Below are 17043 nucleotides of genomic sequence, written 5' to 3' on the forward strand. Positions count from 1 at the left end.
TTGCTGCTCGTGTTCGCGGGCAGGGCCGCTTGCTTCAGCGGTCCGCTCGGTGCGTCGAGGCGCGCTTCAATCGCTCACGCCGCTCGCGCCAGCCCGATTCGCTCAGCCGTGCTCTTGCCGAACAGCGCCGACAAACCGCCGAGCGCGCCAGCACGGTCGTGCGTTCAGCTTGCTTCGGCGGCACTTCGCCTCGGCGTGGCCGCGTTGACACGTGCGGCAGGATTTGTGCGGAGCAGCCCGGTGACCTGATCGTGCACGCCGCTTTCGCGCGAGCCCAGCGACGGCGTCGGAACCGAGCCCCGCTATGCAGCGCGTCGGCGGCGATCGGCTGATTCTCGCCGTTGCTGACCCACGACGATGCGACCTCGCCGAGGGCCTTTTCCTGGAAGCGCTGGATCAGGCCGTTCAGCCCGCCCGGCTGACTGTTGACGAATTCGAGTGCGGCTGTGATCAGCGCTGCCTGGCCGCCGCCTTCGGGCGATTTACCGACCAGGGAACCGAGGGTATCGAGTAGGCTCATGATGGGTCTCTCTTGAATGCCGGCACGTCGATGACGGGCCGGCGGGTGAGGCGCCGCGCGGCTGCGCGGCGTCGAGGGGAAAGAAGGTAGTGCGTGCGGTGCGGTGGTGCCCGTGGTGCGCCAACTGTGCCGGCTGCACTGGGTGCGCCCACGGCGCAAACATCGCTGCGCGGCGCACTGCCTTGCTGTTCGATCAATGTCCGACACGGTTTGCATCGGACGGGTTCTTTATGCGCCGCCGGAAGCCGCCGCTGCCGACGCGGCTTTGCTCTTCTTCGCTTTCTTCTTCGATGCTTTGGCGCCCGACGCGTCGGCCGGCGCGCTTGCAGCCGTGGCGGCGGTGGCCGTGGTTGTGGCGGTAGTAGCGGTGCCAGCAGGCGCCGATGCCGCTGCGGCCTCCTTAGCCTTCTTCGACGACTTGGATGACTTCGAGGACTTCGACGCCTTAGCACCCGAAGCATCGACAGGCGTGGCCGGCGCCGCGGTTGCCGGCGTTGTGGCCGCGGTCGCGGTCGTATTAGCCGTGGGCGCGGCCTTTGTCTCCGTCGGCTTCGTGGCCGCGGACGGCGTAGCCGCAGGTTTGGCGGCCGCCTTTGCACCCGTGGGCGGCGTCGACGAGCCGTTGATCGTCAGGCCCGCCGCTTCCAGATTCACGACCGACTTGCTGCCGATGCCCTTGACGCGCGCGGCCAGATCGTCGGCGTCCTTGAACGGGCCGTTCTTGCTGCGTTCTTCGATGATCGCCTTCGCATGCGCGGGCCCGATGCCCTTGACCGATTCGAGCGCCGCCTGATCGGCGGAGTTGACTTCCACTGCTGCCGCGAATCCGGCCGACAGCGAGAACGCGAGAGCAACGCAAAGCATCACGAGCTTTTTCAGCATGGCAAGCACTCCATTGGGGGCAAAAAGTTAGCCGGAAACGGGCGACGCATCGCTCAGCAGGCGCTGCGCATAAGCATAGGACAAATGCGCCCCTTTATTTGCGAACGCCGACGATTTATACCGATCGATTGATGGCAAGTAAATCGCCATGAACAATCTTTAAACCTTTTGCCTCGATATAAGGCGGTTGTGCGCCGATTGCTCACATCGTCCGCGCGCGCGTGGCCGCGTCGACGAAATGAGCGGCAATGAACGACAGCGCGAATGACAGCGCGGCGCGCTTGACTTAGAGTGCACTCGAAGTCCTAACCTGAGTCCTGTCATGTCGAAAACGTCGAACGCACTCACCATCGGGCAGGTCGCCGAGACCATCGGCGTCTCCACGCACACGCTGCGCTATTACGAGCAGGCCGGGCTGATTCGCGCGGTCGGCCGCACGCAGGCGGGGCATCGCCTGTACTCGCCGGCCGACCTCGACTGGCTGCGGTTCTTGATGCGCCTGAAGGCGACCGGCATGCCGATCGCCGGCATGCAGGCCTTCGCGGCGCTGCGGGCGGAAGGTCAGCAGACGATGGGCGCGCGTCGCGACCTGCTCGCCGCGCATCGCGATGCGGTGCTGGCGCGGATCGCCGAGTTGCAGACGAACCTCGGCGCGATCACCGACAAGATCGCGTATTACGAAGGCGAAGCGGCCGGCCAGACGCCCGCGGCGGGCGGCCGGACACGGCGGATCGACGACACATCATCCCTATCACACTCGGAAAAGGACTCACCATGGACCACGCACAAAACGACCGCTACACGCAAGGCTGGAACAAGCTGAGGGAAATCGACGGCTCGGCGGGCGAGCAGGTCATCGCCGCGCTCGCGCCGATCGCACCGGACTTCGCGCGTCTTTTGATCGAATTCGGTTTCGGCGATATTTACAGCCGTCCGCAGCTCGATTTGCGCGCGCGCGAAATTGCGACGATCGCTTCGCTTGCCACGCTCGGCTGCGCGCAGCCGCAGTTGAAGGTGCATATCGAAGCAGCGCTGAATGTCGGCTGCTCGCGCGAGGAAATCGTCGAAGTGTTCATGCAGATGGCGTTGTATGCCGGCTTTCCGGCGGCGCTGAACGCGCTCTTTGCCGCACGCGAGATTTTCGAGCGGCATGATCGGGAGGCGGGCGGGGCGGAGGCGCGGGTTGAAGCGGCGGATGCGGGTTGAAGCGGTGGATGCGGGCCGCGTATTTGAGCGGCTGCGTTTAGTCGTCGCCTGGAACCGGCGTTCGGAACCTGCGCTCAACACACGCACTGCACCTATGCCCGGCCCGCCCGCGCCCGGTACGGGGGGCGGACATAGAAACAATCCGCGCTTCCAACCAACCGCACCGCCGCACCGCCGCCCGCGACTTCAGCTATCAAACCCCAGCATCGGTCCGCAACGCCGCGGCCGCGCGCACGTGCCGCCTGCTGACCACTCGCCAGTAAAGCAGCAAGCCAATCCCGGCAATCGCGAGACTCGCGGTATTGGCCACCCAGAAGCCGCGTGCGCCGGTCAACCACGGCGGGATCGTGCCGCTCACATTGAAGCCGAGCAGATAACCGCCGCCGAGGCCTACGCCCCACAGCGCCACCGCGTAGATCACCGTCGGCACGACCGCGACCTTGTACGCGCGCAGCACGAACGCGGTGGTGATCTGCAACGCGTCGAACGCGTGGTAGCACACGACGATCAGCACGAGCGGCATCGCCGCGGCCACGACTTGCGCATTCGGCGTATAGCCTTCGATCACATACGGGCGCAGCGCGAGCACGATGACGCCGTAACAGCAGGCGATCGCGACGGCCATCATGATGCCGTGCCGCGACAGCGTGCGCGCCGCTTCCGGGCGATGCGCGCCGAGCGCCTGAGCGACGAGCGTCGACGAAGCAATGCCGATGGACAGCGGCGTCATGTACAACACCGCGCCGATGTTGCCGGCGATCTGATGCCCGGCGAGCGTCGTCGTGCCGAAGCGCGCGATGAAAAGCGCCATGAACGTGTACGACGTGACTTCGATCAGATACGACAGTCCCATCGGGACGCCGAGCCGCAACTGCGCCGCCTGGCGCCGCCAGACCGGCCAGCAAAAGCGCCGAAAGATCGCGAAGGGCGTGAACACGTCGACGCGCGTGAGCAGCAGCATGCCGACGAGCGCGAGCGCCCAGTTAATCAGGCTGCTTGCCAGCGCACAGCCAGGACCGCCGAGCGCCGGCACACCGAGACCGCCGAAAATAAACCACGTATTGAGCGGCACCTTCAGCAACAGGCCGCCGATCTGCAGAATCATCACGAGCCGCGGCTTGCCGACTGCATTGCTGATCGAACCGTAAACGCGAAAGACGAGACCGGCGGGCAGACCGAACGCGAGTATCCGCAGATACGACACCGTGCGCTCGTGCAGCGCCTCCGGCACGCGCGCGAGCTTCAGCAGATGGCCCGGAAAGAACAGGATCAGAAAGCCGATCACTGTCAGCGCAAGCGCGAGCCACAGCGCCTGGCGGATCTCCTCGCCGATCTCTTCATAGCGGCGCGCGCCGTAGAGTTGCGCGGTGATCGGCTGCAGCGCCGTGAGAATGCCGGTCAGGCCGATGTACACCGAAATGTAGATGGACGAGCCGAGGCCGAGCGCGGCGAGATCGACGGCCGAATAACGGCCGACCATGGCCGTGTCGATCACGCCGAACGCGATGATCGCCAGTTGGCCGATCAGCACCGGCCACGCGAGCGCTGCGATTTTCCGTAGGTCGGCGAGCATCGTCGTTCAGTCGGCTTTCTTGTGCCAGCTGCGCCGTTTGACGACGGGCGGCTTCGGCCGGTCGATGCGGACATACAGGCGGAAGCGTTCGTCGCGGTCGGCCGCACGGCGGCCTTCCCACACGAGCTTCCACACGAAGTTGGACATTGCGCTCGGCTCGCCGTAGTCCTGCGTGTCCTGACGCAGAATCACGTCGCAATCCTCATTGAACGCGAAGTGCATGTCGCCGAAATAGGCGAAGGTCGCGATCTGCGCATTGCCGAGGCGCACCGGCGATATGCAGGTGTAGTCGTCGGGCAGATGGCTCGAGATCTGTTGGGCCACGTCCTTATATGTCCGGCTGTAGTTGACGACCGGCAGCCACAAGGTCATGAGCAGCACCCACATCAGCGTCGTTCCCGCGCTGGAGAGCACCACGCTGCGCCACAACACCTTCGGATGGCGCGCGAGACGCCATTGCACCAGCACGAACCAGCACACCGTCACCGCGACCGCACAGACGAACGAGAGAATCTTGAACTGCGGCGCGAAGCCCGGCGCGAGACGCGCGAGATTGCGCGCCAGCGGATGCGGGAAACCGGTCAGCCCGGCCACATAAACGAGCCACACGAAGCTGCCGAGAATCGTGAAGCTGAGCAGGGCGAACCAGTCGATTGCGTTGATTGCGCCGCGCTTGAGCGTAGGCAGCGCGAAGGTGGCCAGCACCGCGAGCGGCGGCAGCAGCAGCATATAGAGCCGGTTCGACTGATGGCTTTGCAGCACCACCAGCACGAACAGCGGCCCGATCACCGAAAGCGGAATCGCCACGTGCGGCCCGCGGCGCAGCCCCGACCAGCTAAACCACGCCCATAGCGCGAGCGGCCACGCGGGCCACGTGAAGAGCGGCAGGTTCTTGAGCGCGTAAGCCGCCACCGAGCCGGGCGGGCCGGCGAACGAGCTCAGGCTCACGTGCACCCACTGGTTCAGATACCAGACGGCGTCGACGGGAAACGCGGCCAGCGCGGCAATCGGCCATGCGACCGACAGCCCGAGAGCGATCGGCAGGCCGGCCAGCAGCAGCCAGCGCGAGCGCGTTTCGCGCACGATCAAGGTCATCGCGAGCGTGCCGAGCAGCAGCGCGCCGACCAGCACCGGGCTGCTCGCGAGCGTCACGAGGCCGAGTGCGAGGCCCCAGATCGAAGCGCCCTGAATCGGCTTGTCGATCATCCGCACGAGGCCGTACACCAGCATCGCGATGCCGACGAATTGCGCGAGTTGCGGCGTCGTTTCGTGGCCGCGTTCGGCGAGGCCGAAGCAGGCGAGCAGGATCAGCAGGGCGCCGTCGGCGAGCGTGCGGCCGTAGTCGCGCGGCTCCGGCTCGCCGCCGAATGCGTATTTGAACGGCTGCACTTCGGCGCGCCGCCCGAGCAGGTAGGCCGCATACCAGACGAACGCGCAGCCCGCGCAGAACAGCAGCCCTGTGAAGACGCGCGATGCATTGCTCGCGTCGACCCACGGCGCCAGCACGCGGATCGCGATCGCGCCGAGCCAGTAGCCGAGCGGGCCGTCTTCAGTGAGGTATTTGCCGACGAGATTCGGCAGCAGCCAGTCGTGCGCGCTGCCGTTCGCCATGGTCCACATCACGCCGAAGCCGGCTGCGTCCTCGTTCTTCCACGGATCGCGGCCGAACAGGCCGAACGACGCGTAGACGATACAGATGGTCAACAGCAGCCAGCGTGGCAGCGCACTGGTCGCGGAGGCAGTGAGGCGAACGACAGGTCTCATGCGGTTTGGGATAGTGGATAAGCGAAAGCCGTCACCGGACTACCTTCCTGCCGGCGATGGCCCGATTGGAGCATCCGGCATTGTAGTCGGGCGGCACTGTGCGCGTCACGGCAAGTAATCGCGTGCAACGGGGCTGCAATCGGCCCGCATGGGCGCTCAGGCGCGAGTTGCGCGATGCCGCTCGTGAGCGCGATGGGCGCGTGAGCATAGCCATGCGACGCAAGCCGCCCGCTCGCAGGCGACAAAAAAGGGCAGCTTGCGCTGCCCTTCCGTTTCGCTGCACCGCTGCCGGCCGAAACCGGCGAAGCGGTGATCAAAGCGCGTATTACTTTGCTGCTGCCTTGCCGGTAGCGCGCGAGCCGAACTTGTTGCGGAACTTCTCGACGCGGCCTGCCGTGTCCATGATCTTTTGCTGGCCGGTGTAGAACGGATGCGATTCCGACGACACTTCGATCTTGGCGAGCGGGTACGTCTTGCCGTTGAATTCGGCGGTTTCACGCGTCTGGATCGTGGAGCGCGTCACAAACCTGAAGTCGTTCGACACGTCGATGAACAGGACTTCGCGGTAATTCGGGTGAATGCCTTCTTTCATGATCTTTCCTTAAATCTGGCGGTAGCCAACCCGCGTGAGGCCGCTGTTGCGCGGACCGCATTTAGGCGCGAGCCACTTGCCTATGGTCGAAAAACGGCGATTATGCCAGAAAATCAGTCGCTTGACGAATTTGACGAGGTTTTTGACCGCTTTCTTGACCCCTTTCTTGACCCATTTCCGCCTGAATTCAGCCGCTATTCGGAAACTCACTGCGCGGCGAACGTCAGACCGGCTCGCGCCGGGTCCTGGCGGTAATAGCGCGCGAGCAATCTGTACAGTTCCGGATACTCCGCCTCGAAAGCATGCGGCTTGACGAAGAGCGCTTCGCTGCATACCGCGAAGAATTCCGACGGATGGTCCGCGGCGTACGGATCGATCAGCGACTCGCGCTCGAAGCGCGTCCAGCGCCGCTGCGGCACGGCGTCGACGCGGGCGCAGAACTGGTCGTAGGCGGAATCGAACACGTCCGCCCACGCCTCTGAGTCGAGCGGCGCATGCCAGCGGCGCACGAGCGGCGGATGGCCGTCCGCTTCGCCATTCAGCATGTCGATCTTGTGCGCGAATTCGTGGATCACCACGTTGTACGCGTCCGTCCCGTCGGTCATCTGCGCGTCTTCCCACGACAGGATCACGGGGCCGCCTTCCCATGCTTCGCCGCTCGCGTCGTGCTCGACTTCGTGGACGACGCCGTCTTCGTCCTCGACGGTCTTGCGGATCACGAATTCGCCCGGATAGACGATCACGCCGACCCATCCGCGATACAGGTCGAGGCTCAGATTCAGCACCGGCAAGCACGCCTGGGCCGCGATCGCGACGGTCATCGCGTCGGTTAGTTCGAGCTCGTGCGCGGTGGAGAACTCCTTTTGCGCGATGAACAGGCTGCTCATTTCGCGCAGGCGCGCGAGGTCCGGCGCATCGAGATGCGCGAGGAACGGCAGGCCGTCGAGCGTGGCTTGCCACAGCGTGTCGCCGATCGCATAGTCGCGCAGCGCGCGCTCGCGCCGGGCGTGAGCCGAGCCATCCAGTGAGTTTCGAAAGCATGGGCGATGAAACCGTTAGTCGATCTGTTTTTGCAACGCGGCGAAAATCCCGCCGCATATCGCGATGCCGATCAGGAAATAGAAGCCGTCCAGCGAACTCAGAAAGCTCGCCTGCCGCGCCACGGCCCGGCTGATCTCGACGACGGCAAGCGAATGCGCGTCCGAGGGCGAATGTCCGGCCGCCGAAAACGCCCGCGTGAGCGCGGCCAGCGAGTCCTGAAACACCGGATTGTACGGATTCACGAACTCCGCGAGGCGCGCTTGATGCAACGCCTGCCGATGCTGCTCGACGATGATCACCGACGCCGTCGCAAACGAGATGGTCAACTGGCGCACGACATTCTTGAGCCGGTAGCCGTGCGAGAACTCTTCTATCGCGAAGATTCTGAACGTGAGGTTCGCGACCGGCAGCACGATGAACAATAACAGCAGGCCGCGCAACAGCAGCGGTCCCGCGAGCGCGGCCTCGCCGGCGGCGGGCGACATGCGCGTCATCCACGCGGCCGTCAGCGCGGCGATCGCGAAGCCCGGCACGATGATCCACTTCTTGCGCGTGAGCAGCTTTGCATAGCGAAGGTAGACGAAGAGCGCGCTCGCCGAAATCAGCGACGTGACGCCGACGAGTTGCCCGGCATTCTCGACCGGATAACCCAGCCCGCTTTCGAGAAAACGCGACACCAGGTAGCTGAACGCGGTCGACAGGTAGTAGTAGAACATGTAGAGCACGAGGCCCACCTGAAACACCTTTTCGCGCAACGCATGCAGACGCATGAGCGGGGCGGGGTGATGCCACTGGTGATACGCGAACCAGCCGAGTGCGGCGATGCCGGCGACCGTCAGCAGAATGAGACCGGGCGACGCGCTGAACAACTGGAAGCGGACTTGCTGCATCACGATCTGCAGCGCGCCTTGCGCAAACGCAAAGATGATGTACGGCCAGAAATGCGCGGAGCCACGCTCCTCGGGCAGACGGTTGCCCGCGTCGGGCAACGCGGCGAACGCAAGCACGGCGAACAGCGCGCCCACGGGCGCCGTGCACGCAAAGAGCGCGCGCCAGCCGAAATACCCAATTAACTGACCGCCGATCAACGACGCCAGCGCGCTGCTCAACACGATCAGTATCAGGAACGCGCGGGTTGCGGCGGGGCGCTCTCTGGGTGTGAAGCTCATCTGGATCAGAATGCGGCAGGTGCCCATCATCGGGCCAATGAAGTAGCCCTGAAAGCCGCGCGCAAACGCAAGTTCAACCGACGATTCGCTGAGCGCGGCGGCCACCGCGCCGGCCGCGTAGAACAACATGCAGGCTGCCACATAGCGCCGGTAGCCGAAACGCTCGACCCACCATTCCTGCTGCAGGATACCGAGCACAGCAGCCACGGCATACGCGCTCGAAGCCCAGACGAGTTCATCCGGCGACGCATTCACGCCGCCGGCGATATAGCTCGCGAAAAACGAAAAGACGGAATTGTCGAAGTAGTCGAGGCCGGTGACGACCGCGAGCACCCACGGGAAAAAATCGCCACGCAGCTTGTCGGCACTGAGCCAGCCTGCGTGAGCCCGCGATGTGTTCATGACCGCTCGCGCGACGCCGAGGCGCGCGGTTTTTTGGCGCGTTTTGCTGTGGGCTTTGCGTCAGCCTTGCCGGTTTTGATGGCGCTCGCTGTTTTACGCGCGTTGGCGTTTTTCGTCAGCGCGTTGCGGCGCTGCTCGAGCAACGCGTCCGCATTTTCGCCGGCCAGACGGCGCTTCAGATAGTCGAGATCAGGGCTCAATTCGTCGCGCAGTTTCTGCGCTTCCTTCAGCTCGCGGCGCATGGCTTCGATACGCGCGTTCAACGCGTCGACTTGTGCCGCCAAGGCGCCATGAATCTGCTGCAGCGATTCCGTCGAAAAGCGGTGTTTGCCTTCCACCGGTTCGAGCGGCCGTTTCAGCATTTCGGTGATGCCGTGCAGCGAGAAACCGAGCGAACGCAAACGCAGGATGCGCCCGAAGCGCGACAAATCGTCCTCGTCGTAGAGACGGTAGCGGCCTTCGCTGCGCGTCGGCGAAACAAGCCCGCGCTCCTCGTAGTACTTCAGTGTGCGCGGCGTGACGCCGAGGCGCTCGGCGGCATCGGCGACGGTCAGCAGGGCAGGCGGCTCGGTCGGCATGAGCGGTGGCGTTCGGAGTGGCGGCGGGGTGATTGTACTTCAACCTGTACGTTCACGTACAAGTTAGACGATGCGATCCGAAACGCTGCCCCTATACGCCCACGCAAAACCGCCAGACGAAAAAAAACCGCTCGTCGGCGACGAGCGGTTTTCACATCCGATGCTGCGTTGGTCGGCAAACAGCTTAGCTGCCGCCGCCACGACGCATCATGTCGAAGAATTCGGAGTTGCTCTTGGTCTGGCGGATCTTGTCGAGCAGGAATTCCATCGACTCGACTTCGTCCATGTCGTGAATGAACTTGCGCAGCACCCAGATTTTCTGCAGCACTTCGGGCTTGATCAGCAGTTCTTCGCGACGCGTGCCGGACTTGTTCAGATTGATCGACGGATACACGCGCTTCTCGGCGAGGCGGCGTTCCAGGTGCACTTCCATGTTGCCGGTGCCCTTGAACTCTTCGTAAATCACGTCGTCCATGCGGCTGCCCGTTTCGATCAGCGCCGTGCCGATGATGGTCAGCGAACCGCCTTCCTCGATGTTGCGCGCCGCGCCGAAGAAGCGCTTCGGCCGTTGCAGCGCGTTCGCGTCGACACCGCCCGTCAACACCTTGCCCGAAGCCGGCACAACCGTGTTGTATGCGCGCGCGAGACGCGTGATGGAGTCGAGCAGAATCACCACGTCGTTTTTCATTTCGACGAGGCGCTTGGCCTTTTCGATCACCATTTCGGCGACCTGCACGTGACGCGCGGCGGGTTCGTCGAACGTGGACGCGATCACTTCGCCCGCCACCGAACGCTGCATTTCCGTCACTTCTTCCGGACGTTCGTCGATCAGCAGAACAAACAGTACGACGTCGGGATGGTTCTGCTTGATGGCGTGCGCGATATGCTGAAGCATCACGGTCTTGCCGGACTTCGGCGACGCGACGAGCAGGCCGCGCTGGCCCTTGCCGATAGGCGCGATCATGTCGATGATGCGGCCCGTGACATTTTCTTCGCCGCGCATTTCACGTTCGAGCAGCAGCACCTTGTTCGGGTGCAGCGGCGTCAGGTTTTCGAACATGATCTTGTGCTTCGAGGCCTCCGGCGGCTGGCCGTTGACCTTGTCCACCTTCACCAGCGCGAAATAGCGCTCGCCGTCTTTCGGCGTGCGTACTTCGCCTTCGATCGTGTCGCCCGTATGCAGGTTGAAGCGGCGGATTTGCGACGGGCTGATGTAAATATCATCCGTGCTGGCGAGATAGGAGGTTTCCGGCGAACGCAGGAAGCCGAAGCCGTCCGGCAGCACTTCGAGCGTGCCGTCGCCGAAAATCGTGTCGCCCGTTTTGGCTCGTTTTTTTAGAATGGCGAACATCAATTCCTGCTTGCGCAGGCGGTTCGCACTTTCGATCTCGAGGCCATTGGCCATCTCGATCAATTCGGACACGTGCAGAGTCTTAAGCTCGGATAAATGCATACGGAGAACCCGCAGGAGAAGGTGCGACGAAATGGAATCTGGGAGGAGAAGTGAGCGGAACCGCTCAAGGACTTACACGTCTTTTCGACGTTTTGCGGATTCTAGCATAGCACACGCCAGTTTCCGCCAGTGCGCCGGCGCGGCATCTTTCTTCTTCGAAACGTTGCCGGCTGACAACAGCACGGCAAGCCAGGACAGCAAGCAGAACAACGCGGGCGCGCGCGGGTCCGGGCGGACCGCGCGGCGCGCCCGCGCCGCTGTTTTACAGGTTGCCGTCGAGGAACGCGGTGAGTTGCGACTTCGACAATGCGCCAACCTTTTGCGCGGCGACCGCGCCGTTCTTGAACAGGATCAGCGTGGGGATGCCGCGCACGCCGAACTTGACCGGCGTCGACTGATGTTCGTCGACGTTGATCTTGGCGATTTGCAGGCGATCGGCGTAATCCTTGGCGACTTCGTCGAGGATCGGCGCGATCATCTTGCACGGACCGCACCATTCAGCCCAGAAGTCGAGCAGCACGGGTTTATCGGATTTCACGACGTCCTGTTCGAACGATGCGTCGCTAATATGCTTGATTTGTTCGCTCATTGTATGAATACCTCTATCGGTTCGAGGCCCGCCTGAATTGCTCGCCACGATACGTCAAAACCTGGGGAAACTTCCGTTCGCTTAGCCGCACCCGGAGCCCCGCTGCCGGCGCCTGAAAAGTACGAGACTTTCTGGCTTCGGCAAAGGGCCCGCGTTTGCGGGTCATCCGTACGGCAGTTTAGCTTAATTCGCTATGCGTTGCCGGGGGCGATAGTAGTCATCACAGGCAGTGGGGCCAACGGCTGCCGATGAAGTGCCACCGTATTTCATCAACTGCGACGTAGCCTATGTGGAGGCTCGGCGGACAAACTCAAGTGAGCGGCGCGCGCGTCGCGATGGAATCGCCGGGTTCGCGATTCGGCGTGTGCTTGCCGGTTTGGTCGTATTAACAGTCGCACAAAGCGCCACGCGATGATAGAATGTTTCGTGACGGGCCTCCTCGCATGGAGGGATGGTCAACCTGGTCAGGTCGGGAACGAAGCAGCCACAGCCGTTTTCCACCAGTGCCGAGGGTCAGGCTCGTCACCTTCCTCTTTCTGTTTGTCCTGCTTTTCTCCCCCTTGCGTTTGCCGACATTGCATCTGCTTCAGATGCCGGTTCGCTTTGCTTCGTCCGTTCGCTTCGCAAGCGTGCTCGCGGTGTCTTGGCCCTTGGCCTTTGCCGCGCGGCGGTGGGCGTACTCTCTGCACAACGCACGCAACGCGCACGGACCCGCACGCAACCCGCACTGCGCGCCGCGCGACTATTTTTTTCTATCGTTCCATTAGTCACTTTCAATCGACGGGCGACGCGCGTTCGCGCGGCCAGCCGAATCGGTTTTGCGCGGCATTGTTACTGATACAATTTCCGGATGACCTATCAAGTTCTCGCACGCAAATGGCGGCCGAAGGATTTCGCGTCGCTCGTCGGACAGGAGCACGTGGTGCGCGCGCTCACGCACGCGCTCGACGGCGGCCGTCTGCATCACGCCTATCTGTTTACCGGCACGCGGGGCGTCGGCAAGACGACGTTGTCGCGCATTTTTTCCAAGGCGCTCAATTGCGAAACGGGCGTGACGTCCACGCCGTGCGGCGTGTGCCGGGCGTGCCGCGAGATCGACGAAGGGCGCTTTGTCGATTACGTCGAGATGGACGCGGCGAGTAATCGCGGCGTCGACGAAATGGCGGCGCTGCTCGAGCGCGCGGTGTACGCGCCGGTCGACGCGCGCTTCAAGGTCTACATGATCGACGAAGTGCACATGCTGACGAATCACGCCTTCAACGCAATGTTGAAGACGCTCGAAGAACCGCCGCCGCACGTCAAGTTCATTCTCGCCACCACCGATCCGCAGAAGATTCCGGTCACGGTGCTGTCGCGCTGTCTGCAGTTCAATCTGAAGCAGATGCCGGCCGGCCATATCGTCTCGCACCTCGAACACATTCTCGGCGAAGAGAAAGTGCCTTACGAGGCGCAGGCGTTGCGTCTGCTCGCGCGTGCCGCCGACGGTTCGATGCGCGACGCGCTTTCGCTGACGGATCAGGCGATCGCGTACTCGGCGAATCAGGTCAATGAAGAAGCCGTGCGCGGCATGCTCGGCGCGCTCGATCAGAGCTACCTGATTCGCCTGCTCGATGCGCTCGCGCAGGGCGACGGCGCAACGGTGCTCACGATTGCCGACGAAATGGCGCTGCGCAGTCTGTCGTTTTCCACGGCGCTGCAGGATCTCGCGAGCTTGCTGCATCGGATTGCGTGGGCGCAGTTCGCGCCGTCGTCGGTACTGGACGAATGGCCCGAAGCCGGCGATCTGCGGCGTTTCGCCGAGACGCTCAGCGCCGAGCAGGTGCAGTTGTTCTATCAGATCGCGACGATCGGACGAAGCGAGCTCGGCCTCGCGCCCGACGAATACGCGGGCTTCACGATGACGCTGCTGCGCATGCTGGCTTTCGAGCCGGCGCCGACGGGCGGCGGTGGCGGCGTCGGCGGCTCTGGTGTGCAAGCCGGGCAGGCGGGCGCGGGTGGATCGAAGCGGGCGGGCGCGCCGGCGGTGGCCGCGCAGCCACGCGCGTTGGCTTCGCCTGGGAGTGTTGCGTCGATGGGCGGGGCGGGCACGGCGGGGGTGGGCGGCGTTGCTGCGGCTGCGGTTGCGTCGCCGGTTGGTGAGTCGCGAGATGTGGCAGCTAAGGTGTCTTCCGAACCCGCTGCGTTAGCCGAGCCGGTTCGTCGAGCCGATTCGATGGAGCCCGCTGGGCGGGATGCGCAGTCGGCAGCGGGACGGGATGGCGGGAATGCAGCGGAGCGTGCGGCGCGCGATGTGGCGCGTACAGCGGCTGCGGCGTCTGAGTCAGCGGTCGAGGCCGCCTCTTCGTCAGTGGTAGAGAGCGCAGAATTGGAGCGATCGGCGGCAAGTGCTCCGGCGTCCGCGCCGTCCAGCGCAACGCCTGCCGCAGCGCAGGCCGCTGCCGCGCCGCCGTTGGCGCCGTGGGAGGACGCGCCGGCTGAGCGCGCAGCTGATAGACCCGCCGCCGCAGACGCATCGGATGCCTCTGCTTCTGCATCCGCTGGCACTGCGTCTTCCGATGCGGCGCAGGCATCCACCGCGCGGCCTTCCGATGCGGCGCAGGCGTCCGCCGCCGGATCATCGGAAGCGGCATCCGCCACCGGATCTTCGGAAGTGGGGCAGGCATCCGCCACCGCATCTTCTGATGCCGGACAGGCGTCTTCTGCGCCGACACCTTTGAATACGGCGCAGCCGTCCGCACCTGACATAGCAACTACCGCTGCATCCGACTCCGCCTCCACCGACACAAAGCTCGCCGAGGATGCGCCTCCCGCCGCATTGAACCCGCCCGCCGCCGCCGCGTTCGCACGCGCGAGCGAAGCGGTCGATCAAGCCGCAGGCCACAACGCCGCCGGAGCCGAATCCGACGTACCGCCGCGCCGCGCGGGCGGTGCGAGCGCAGCGCTCGATGTTCTGCGCAGCGCCGGGCTGAAGGTATCGTCCGATCGTGGCCGCGCGAGTGCCACGGCCGCGAAAGCTGCGGCGCCCGCAACACCGAAGCCAGCCGCGCCACGCGTGGTAGTTCCGGTGCCGACGCCCGGCGCGCCGCGCGGCGCTGCTGCGCAGCAGCCGCCCGCGTCGACCGCGCGCGCGTCAGCGCAATCGACCGCGGCACAGCAATCAGCACAATCAGCACAATCAGCACAATCAGCGCCCCGCAACGACGCGCAGCAAAACGGCTCGCCGGTTCCGCCGTGGGACGACATGCCGCCCGACGACTACATGCCGCTTTCCGCATCGGACGACGGCTACTACGGCCCGCCCGACGACAACTACATGCCCGTGTTCGACAGCGGCCCGGACGACGTCCGCGTGAACGCGTCGACGCCGTCCGCCCCGGCACCGGCCGTCGATCGGCGTCCGCTGCCGCCCGCCGTGCCGCTCGACCCGCTGGGCTTCAACGGCGACTGGCCGGCGCTCGCCGTCGATCTGCCGCTCAAGGGCATTTCGTATCAGCTTGCGTTCAACAGCGAACTGATGGCGCTCGAAGGCAACACGCTCAAACTCAACGTGCCCGTGCCGCAGTACGCGGAAACCTCGCAAGTCGCGAAGCTCAAGGCGGCGCTCGCCGACAAGCTCGGCCAGCATGTCGACGTGGTGGTCGAAGTCGGCCCGGCCCGCCGCACTGCAGCCGCTCACGACGCCGCAATGCGCGCGCAACGTCAGCAGGAAGCCGAGCGCGAGATCAGCGCCGATCCGTTCGTGCAGTCGCTGATCCGCGAATTCGACGCGAGCATCGTGCCGGGCTCGATCCGCCCGATTACTCCGGACGCCGGCCAGAACGGCGCGTCCCAGGTTCACTGATTCGCCGCGCCGCTGAACGCAAGCACATTAAAAGCGCGCCCGATTCCCGAATTTCACGCTATCAAGAAGGAGCATTTCCATGATGAAAGGTCAACTCGCCGGGCTGATGAAACAGGCTCAGCAGATGCAGGAAAACATGAAGAAGATGCAGGAGCAGCTCGCTCAGATCGAAGTCGAAGGGCAGTCGGGCGCCGGTCTCGTCAAGGTGACGATGACCTGCAAGAACGACGTGCGTCGCGTGTCGATCGATCCGAGCCTGCTCGCCGACGATAAGGACATGCTCGAAGACCTCGTCGCCGCTGCATTCAACGACGCCGTGCGCAAGGCCGAAGCGACCGCGCAGGAAAAGATGGGCGGAATGACCTCGGGCCTGCCGCTGCCGCCCGGCTTCAAACTGCCGTTCTAAGCGACGCTTCCAGGCGACGCGGCAAACTGGCAACGTCGTCTGCCGGGCGTGCACAAAGCGGCTGAGTAAAGAGGGCCGACGCAGAGCGCGGCACGCGTCGAACTCGTGGTCGGTCCCACCGCGCGATGCCTGACCGTGCGCCTGGCGAGAGACGAGCGCGGACGCGCCTGGTTGCGCATCGTTGCCGTTTGCTGCCGCGCGCTGTCTGACCAGACTCGCCGGTGAAGAGCCGCTCCATGCCACCTGCCGGAAGATCGCCACGCGCGGCCTCGTCCGCTGAAACAAGCTCGTACCACGTTCGCAAAAAACGCGTTCCGATCCGCATTCCCGGGCCTCACTCACCTCGACGCCGATCCGCATGAAACAACCTTCCGCCTTGTCGGCGCTCGTCGAAGCGCTGCGCGTACTGCCTGGAGTCGGGCCGAAGTCCGCGCAACGCATGGCCTACCATTTGATGCAGCACGACCGCGACGGCGCCGAGAAGCTCGGCCGCGCGTTGCTGTTCGCGACCGAGCATCTGCAGCACTGCGAGAAGTGCAATACCTTCACCGAAGCGCAGATCTGCGAAGTGTGCCTCGATTCGGAGCGCGATCCAACGTTGCTGTGCGTCGTCGAGACGCCCGCCGATCAGATCATGCTCGAGCAGACCATGACCTATCGCGGCCTCTACTTCGTGCTGATGGGGCGTCTGAGTCCGCTCGACGGCATCGGCCCGAAGGAGATACATTTCGACCGGCTGGTGAAGCGCGCGTCGGACGGCATCGTTAAAGAAGTCGTGCTGGCCACCAACTTCACCAACGAGGGCGAGGCCACCGCGCACTATCTCGGGCAAACGCTGAAGGCGCGCGGTCTGGCCGTCACGCGCCTCGCCCGCGGCGTGCCGGTGGGCGGCGAACTGGAATACGTCGACGCGGGCACCATCGCGCGCGCGATGCTCGACCGCCGCTCGATGTAGCGGCAAGCCGCACGAGTGGACGCCAGCGCTGCCGCCGAAACAGCCAAAACAGCAAAAAGAGAGAAGGAGACT

Annotated in this window: 13 protein-coding genes, 1 other RNA gene and 2 pseudogenes; 6 read left to right on the plus strand and 10 right to left on the minus strand. The window is 64.3% G+C overall.

Going from position 1 to position 17043, the window contains the following annotated elements; translation table 11 throughout:
• Positions 1–74: 74 nt before the first annotated feature.
• Positions 75–520: pseudogene (locus BGRAMDRAFT_RS33230) on the minus strand (YidB family protein).
• A gap of 228 nt (positions 521–748) precedes the next feature.
• Positions 749–1402, minus strand: coding sequence for a ComEA family DNA-binding protein (locus BGRAMDRAFT_RS11230; protein WP_006048853.1), 654 nt, complete (start codon positions 1400–1402; stop codon positions 749–751).
• Positions 1403–1724: 322 nt separating this feature from the next.
• Between BGRAMDRAFT_RS11230 and BGRAMDRAFT_RS11235 the strand changes: the two genes are divergently transcribed.
• Together BGRAMDRAFT_RS11235 and BGRAMDRAFT_RS11240 are read left to right on the plus strand one after the other, a co-directional pair.
• Complete coding sequence (locus tag BGRAMDRAFT_RS11235; RefSeq protein ID WP_006048854.1) at positions 1725–2225, plus strand: MerR family transcriptional regulator; 501 nt, start codon at positions 1725–1727, stop codon at positions 2223–2225.
• Positions 2177–2608, plus strand: a complete 432-nt coding sequence (locus BGRAMDRAFT_RS11240) for a carboxymuconolactone decarboxylase family protein (protein ID WP_006048855.1) — start codon at positions 2177–2179, stop codon at positions 2606–2608. The genes BGRAMDRAFT_RS11235 and BGRAMDRAFT_RS11240 overlap by 49 nt, the downstream gene beginning before the upstream one ends.
• Positions 2609–2801: 193 nt before the next feature.
• On the opposite strand, the gene BGRAMDRAFT_RS11245 is transcribed toward BGRAMDRAFT_RS11240, so the two are convergent.
• The 8 genes and pseudogenes from BGRAMDRAFT_RS11245 to trxA form a co-directional block, all read right to left on the minus strand.
• A complete protein-coding gene (locus tag BGRAMDRAFT_RS11245) occupies positions 2802–4181 on the minus strand; it encodes an MATE family efflux transporter (protein ID WP_006048856.1) in 1380 nt (459 codons plus the stop codon).
• A 6-nt stretch (positions 4182–4187) separates the two neighbouring features.
• Positions 4188–5945, minus strand: a complete 1758-nt coding sequence (locus BGRAMDRAFT_RS11250; RefSeq protein ID WP_006048857.1) for an ArnT family glycosyltransferase — start codon at positions 5943–5945, stop codon at positions 4188–4190.
• 325 nt (positions 5946–6270) lie between these two features.
• Positions 6271–6537 (minus strand): type B 50S ribosomal protein L31, encoded by a 267-nt coding sequence (locus BGRAMDRAFT_RS11255; protein WP_006048858.1) that lies wholly within the window; start codon positions 6535–6537, stop codon positions 6271–6273.
• 206 nt (positions 6538–6743) lie between these two features.
• A pseudogene (locus BGRAMDRAFT_RS11260) lies at positions 6744–7578 on the minus strand (M90 family metallopeptidase).
• 14 nt (positions 7579–7592) lie between these two features.
• Entirely contained in the window at positions 7593–9149 is a 1557-nt protein-coding gene (locus tag BGRAMDRAFT_RS11265) for an MFS transporter (protein ID WP_006048860.1), read from the minus strand.
• Positions 9146–9727 (minus strand): MerR family transcriptional regulator, encoded by a 582-nt coding sequence (locus tag BGRAMDRAFT_RS11270; RefSeq protein ID WP_006048861.1) that lies wholly within the window; start codon positions 9725–9727, stop codon positions 9146–9148. Before BGRAMDRAFT_RS11270 ends, BGRAMDRAFT_RS11265 begins: the two co-directional genes overlap by 4 nt.
• A 184-nt stretch (positions 9728–9911) precedes the next feature.
• Entirely contained in the window at positions 9912–11180 is a 1269-nt protein-coding gene (gene rho / locus BGRAMDRAFT_RS11275; protein WP_006048863.1) for a transcription termination factor Rho, read from the minus strand.
• Positions 11181–11442: 262 nt separating this feature from the next.
• Positions 11443–11769, minus strand: a complete 327-nt coding sequence (gene trxA / locus BGRAMDRAFT_RS11280; protein WP_006048864.1) for a thioredoxin TrxA — start codon at positions 11767–11769, stop codon at positions 11443–11445.
• A gap of 428 nt (positions 11770–12197) precedes the next feature.
• Between trxA and ffs the strand changes: the two genes are divergently transcribed.
• The 4 genes from ffs (at position 12198) to recR (ending at position 16971) form a co-directional block, all read left to right on the plus strand.
• An RNA gene (gene ffs / locus BGRAMDRAFT_RS33395) (signal recognition particle sRNA small type) lies at positions 12198–12296 on the plus strand.
• 323 nt (positions 12297–12619) lie between these two features.
• On the plus strand, positions 12620–15610 hold the full coding sequence (gene dnaX / locus BGRAMDRAFT_RS11285) for a DNA polymerase III subunit gamma/tau (RefSeq protein WP_006048865.1): 2991 nt from the start codon (positions 12620–12622) through the stop codon (positions 15608–15610).
• 79 nt (positions 15611–15689) lie between these two features.
• Complete coding sequence (locus tag BGRAMDRAFT_RS11290; protein ID WP_006048866.1) at positions 15690–16016, plus strand: YbaB/EbfC family nucleoid-associated protein; 327 nt, start codon at positions 15690–15692, stop codon at positions 16014–16016.
• Positions 16017–16374: 358 nt separating this feature from the next.
• Positions 16375–16971: a recombination mediator RecR gene (gene recR / locus BGRAMDRAFT_RS11295; protein WP_006048867.1), complete on the plus strand. Its 597-nt coding sequence runs from the start codon at positions 16375–16377 to the stop codon at positions 16969–16971.
• The last annotated feature ends 72 nt before the right edge of the window (positions 16972–17043 follow it).

This window comes from Paraburkholderia graminis C4D1M, from assembly GCF_000172415.1.
GTDB classification, from domain to species: Bacteria; Pseudomonadota; Gammaproteobacteria; order Burkholderiales; family Burkholderiaceae; genus Paraburkholderia; species Paraburkholderia graminis.

Bases quoted from the DNA above. Each gene is read 5' to 3' on its own strand.
- dnaX (WP_006048865.1), top strand. From the start codon at position 12,620: ATGACCTATCAAGTTCTCGCACGCAAATGGCGGCCGAAGGATTTCGCG.
- trxA (WP_006048864.1), bottom strand. From the start codon at position 11,769: ATGAGCGAACAAATCAAGCATATTAGCGACGCATCGTTCGAACAGGAC.
- recR (WP_006048867.1), top strand. From the start codon at position 16,375: ATGAAACAACCTTCCGCCTTGTCGGCGCTCGTCGAAGCGCTGCGCGTA.
- BGRAMDRAFT_RS11250 (WP_006048857.1), bottom strand. From the start codon at position 5,945: ATGAGACCTGTCGTTCGCCTCACTGCCTCCGCGACCAGTGCGCTGCCA.
- BGRAMDRAFT_RS11255 (WP_006048858.1), bottom strand. From the start codon at position 6,537: ATGAAAGAAGGCATTCACCCGAATTACCGCGAAGTCCTGTTCATCGAC.
- BGRAMDRAFT_RS11245 (WP_006048856.1), bottom strand. From the start codon at position 4,181: ATGCTCGCCGACCTACGGAAAATCGCAGCGCTCGCGTGGCCGGTGCTG.
- BGRAMDRAFT_RS11230 (WP_006048853.1), bottom strand. From the start codon at position 1,402: ATGCTGAAAAAGCTCGTGATGCTTTGCGTTGCTCTCGCGTTCTCGCTG.
- BGRAMDRAFT_RS11240 (WP_006048855.1), top strand. From the start codon at position 2,177: ATGGACCACGCACAAAACGACCGCTACACGCAAGGCTGGAACAAGCTG.
- BGRAMDRAFT_RS11235 (WP_006048854.1), top strand. From the start codon at position 1,725: ATGTCGAAAACGTCGAACGCACTCACCATCGGGCAGGTCGCCGAGACC.
- BGRAMDRAFT_RS11290 (WP_006048866.1), top strand. From the start codon at position 15,690: ATGATGAAAGGTCAACTCGCCGGGCTGATGAAACAGGCTCAGCAGATG.
- BGRAMDRAFT_RS11265 (WP_006048860.1), bottom strand. From the start codon at position 9,149: ATGAACACATCGCGGGCTCACGCAGGCTGGCTCAGTGCCGACAAGCTG.
- BGRAMDRAFT_RS11270 (WP_006048861.1), bottom strand. From the start codon at position 9,727: ATGCCGACCGAGCCGCCTGCCCTGCTGACCGTCGCCGATGCCGCCGAG.
- rho (WP_006048863.1), bottom strand. From the start codon at position 11,180: ATGCATTTATCCGAGCTTAAGACTCTGCACGTGTCCGAATTGATCGAG.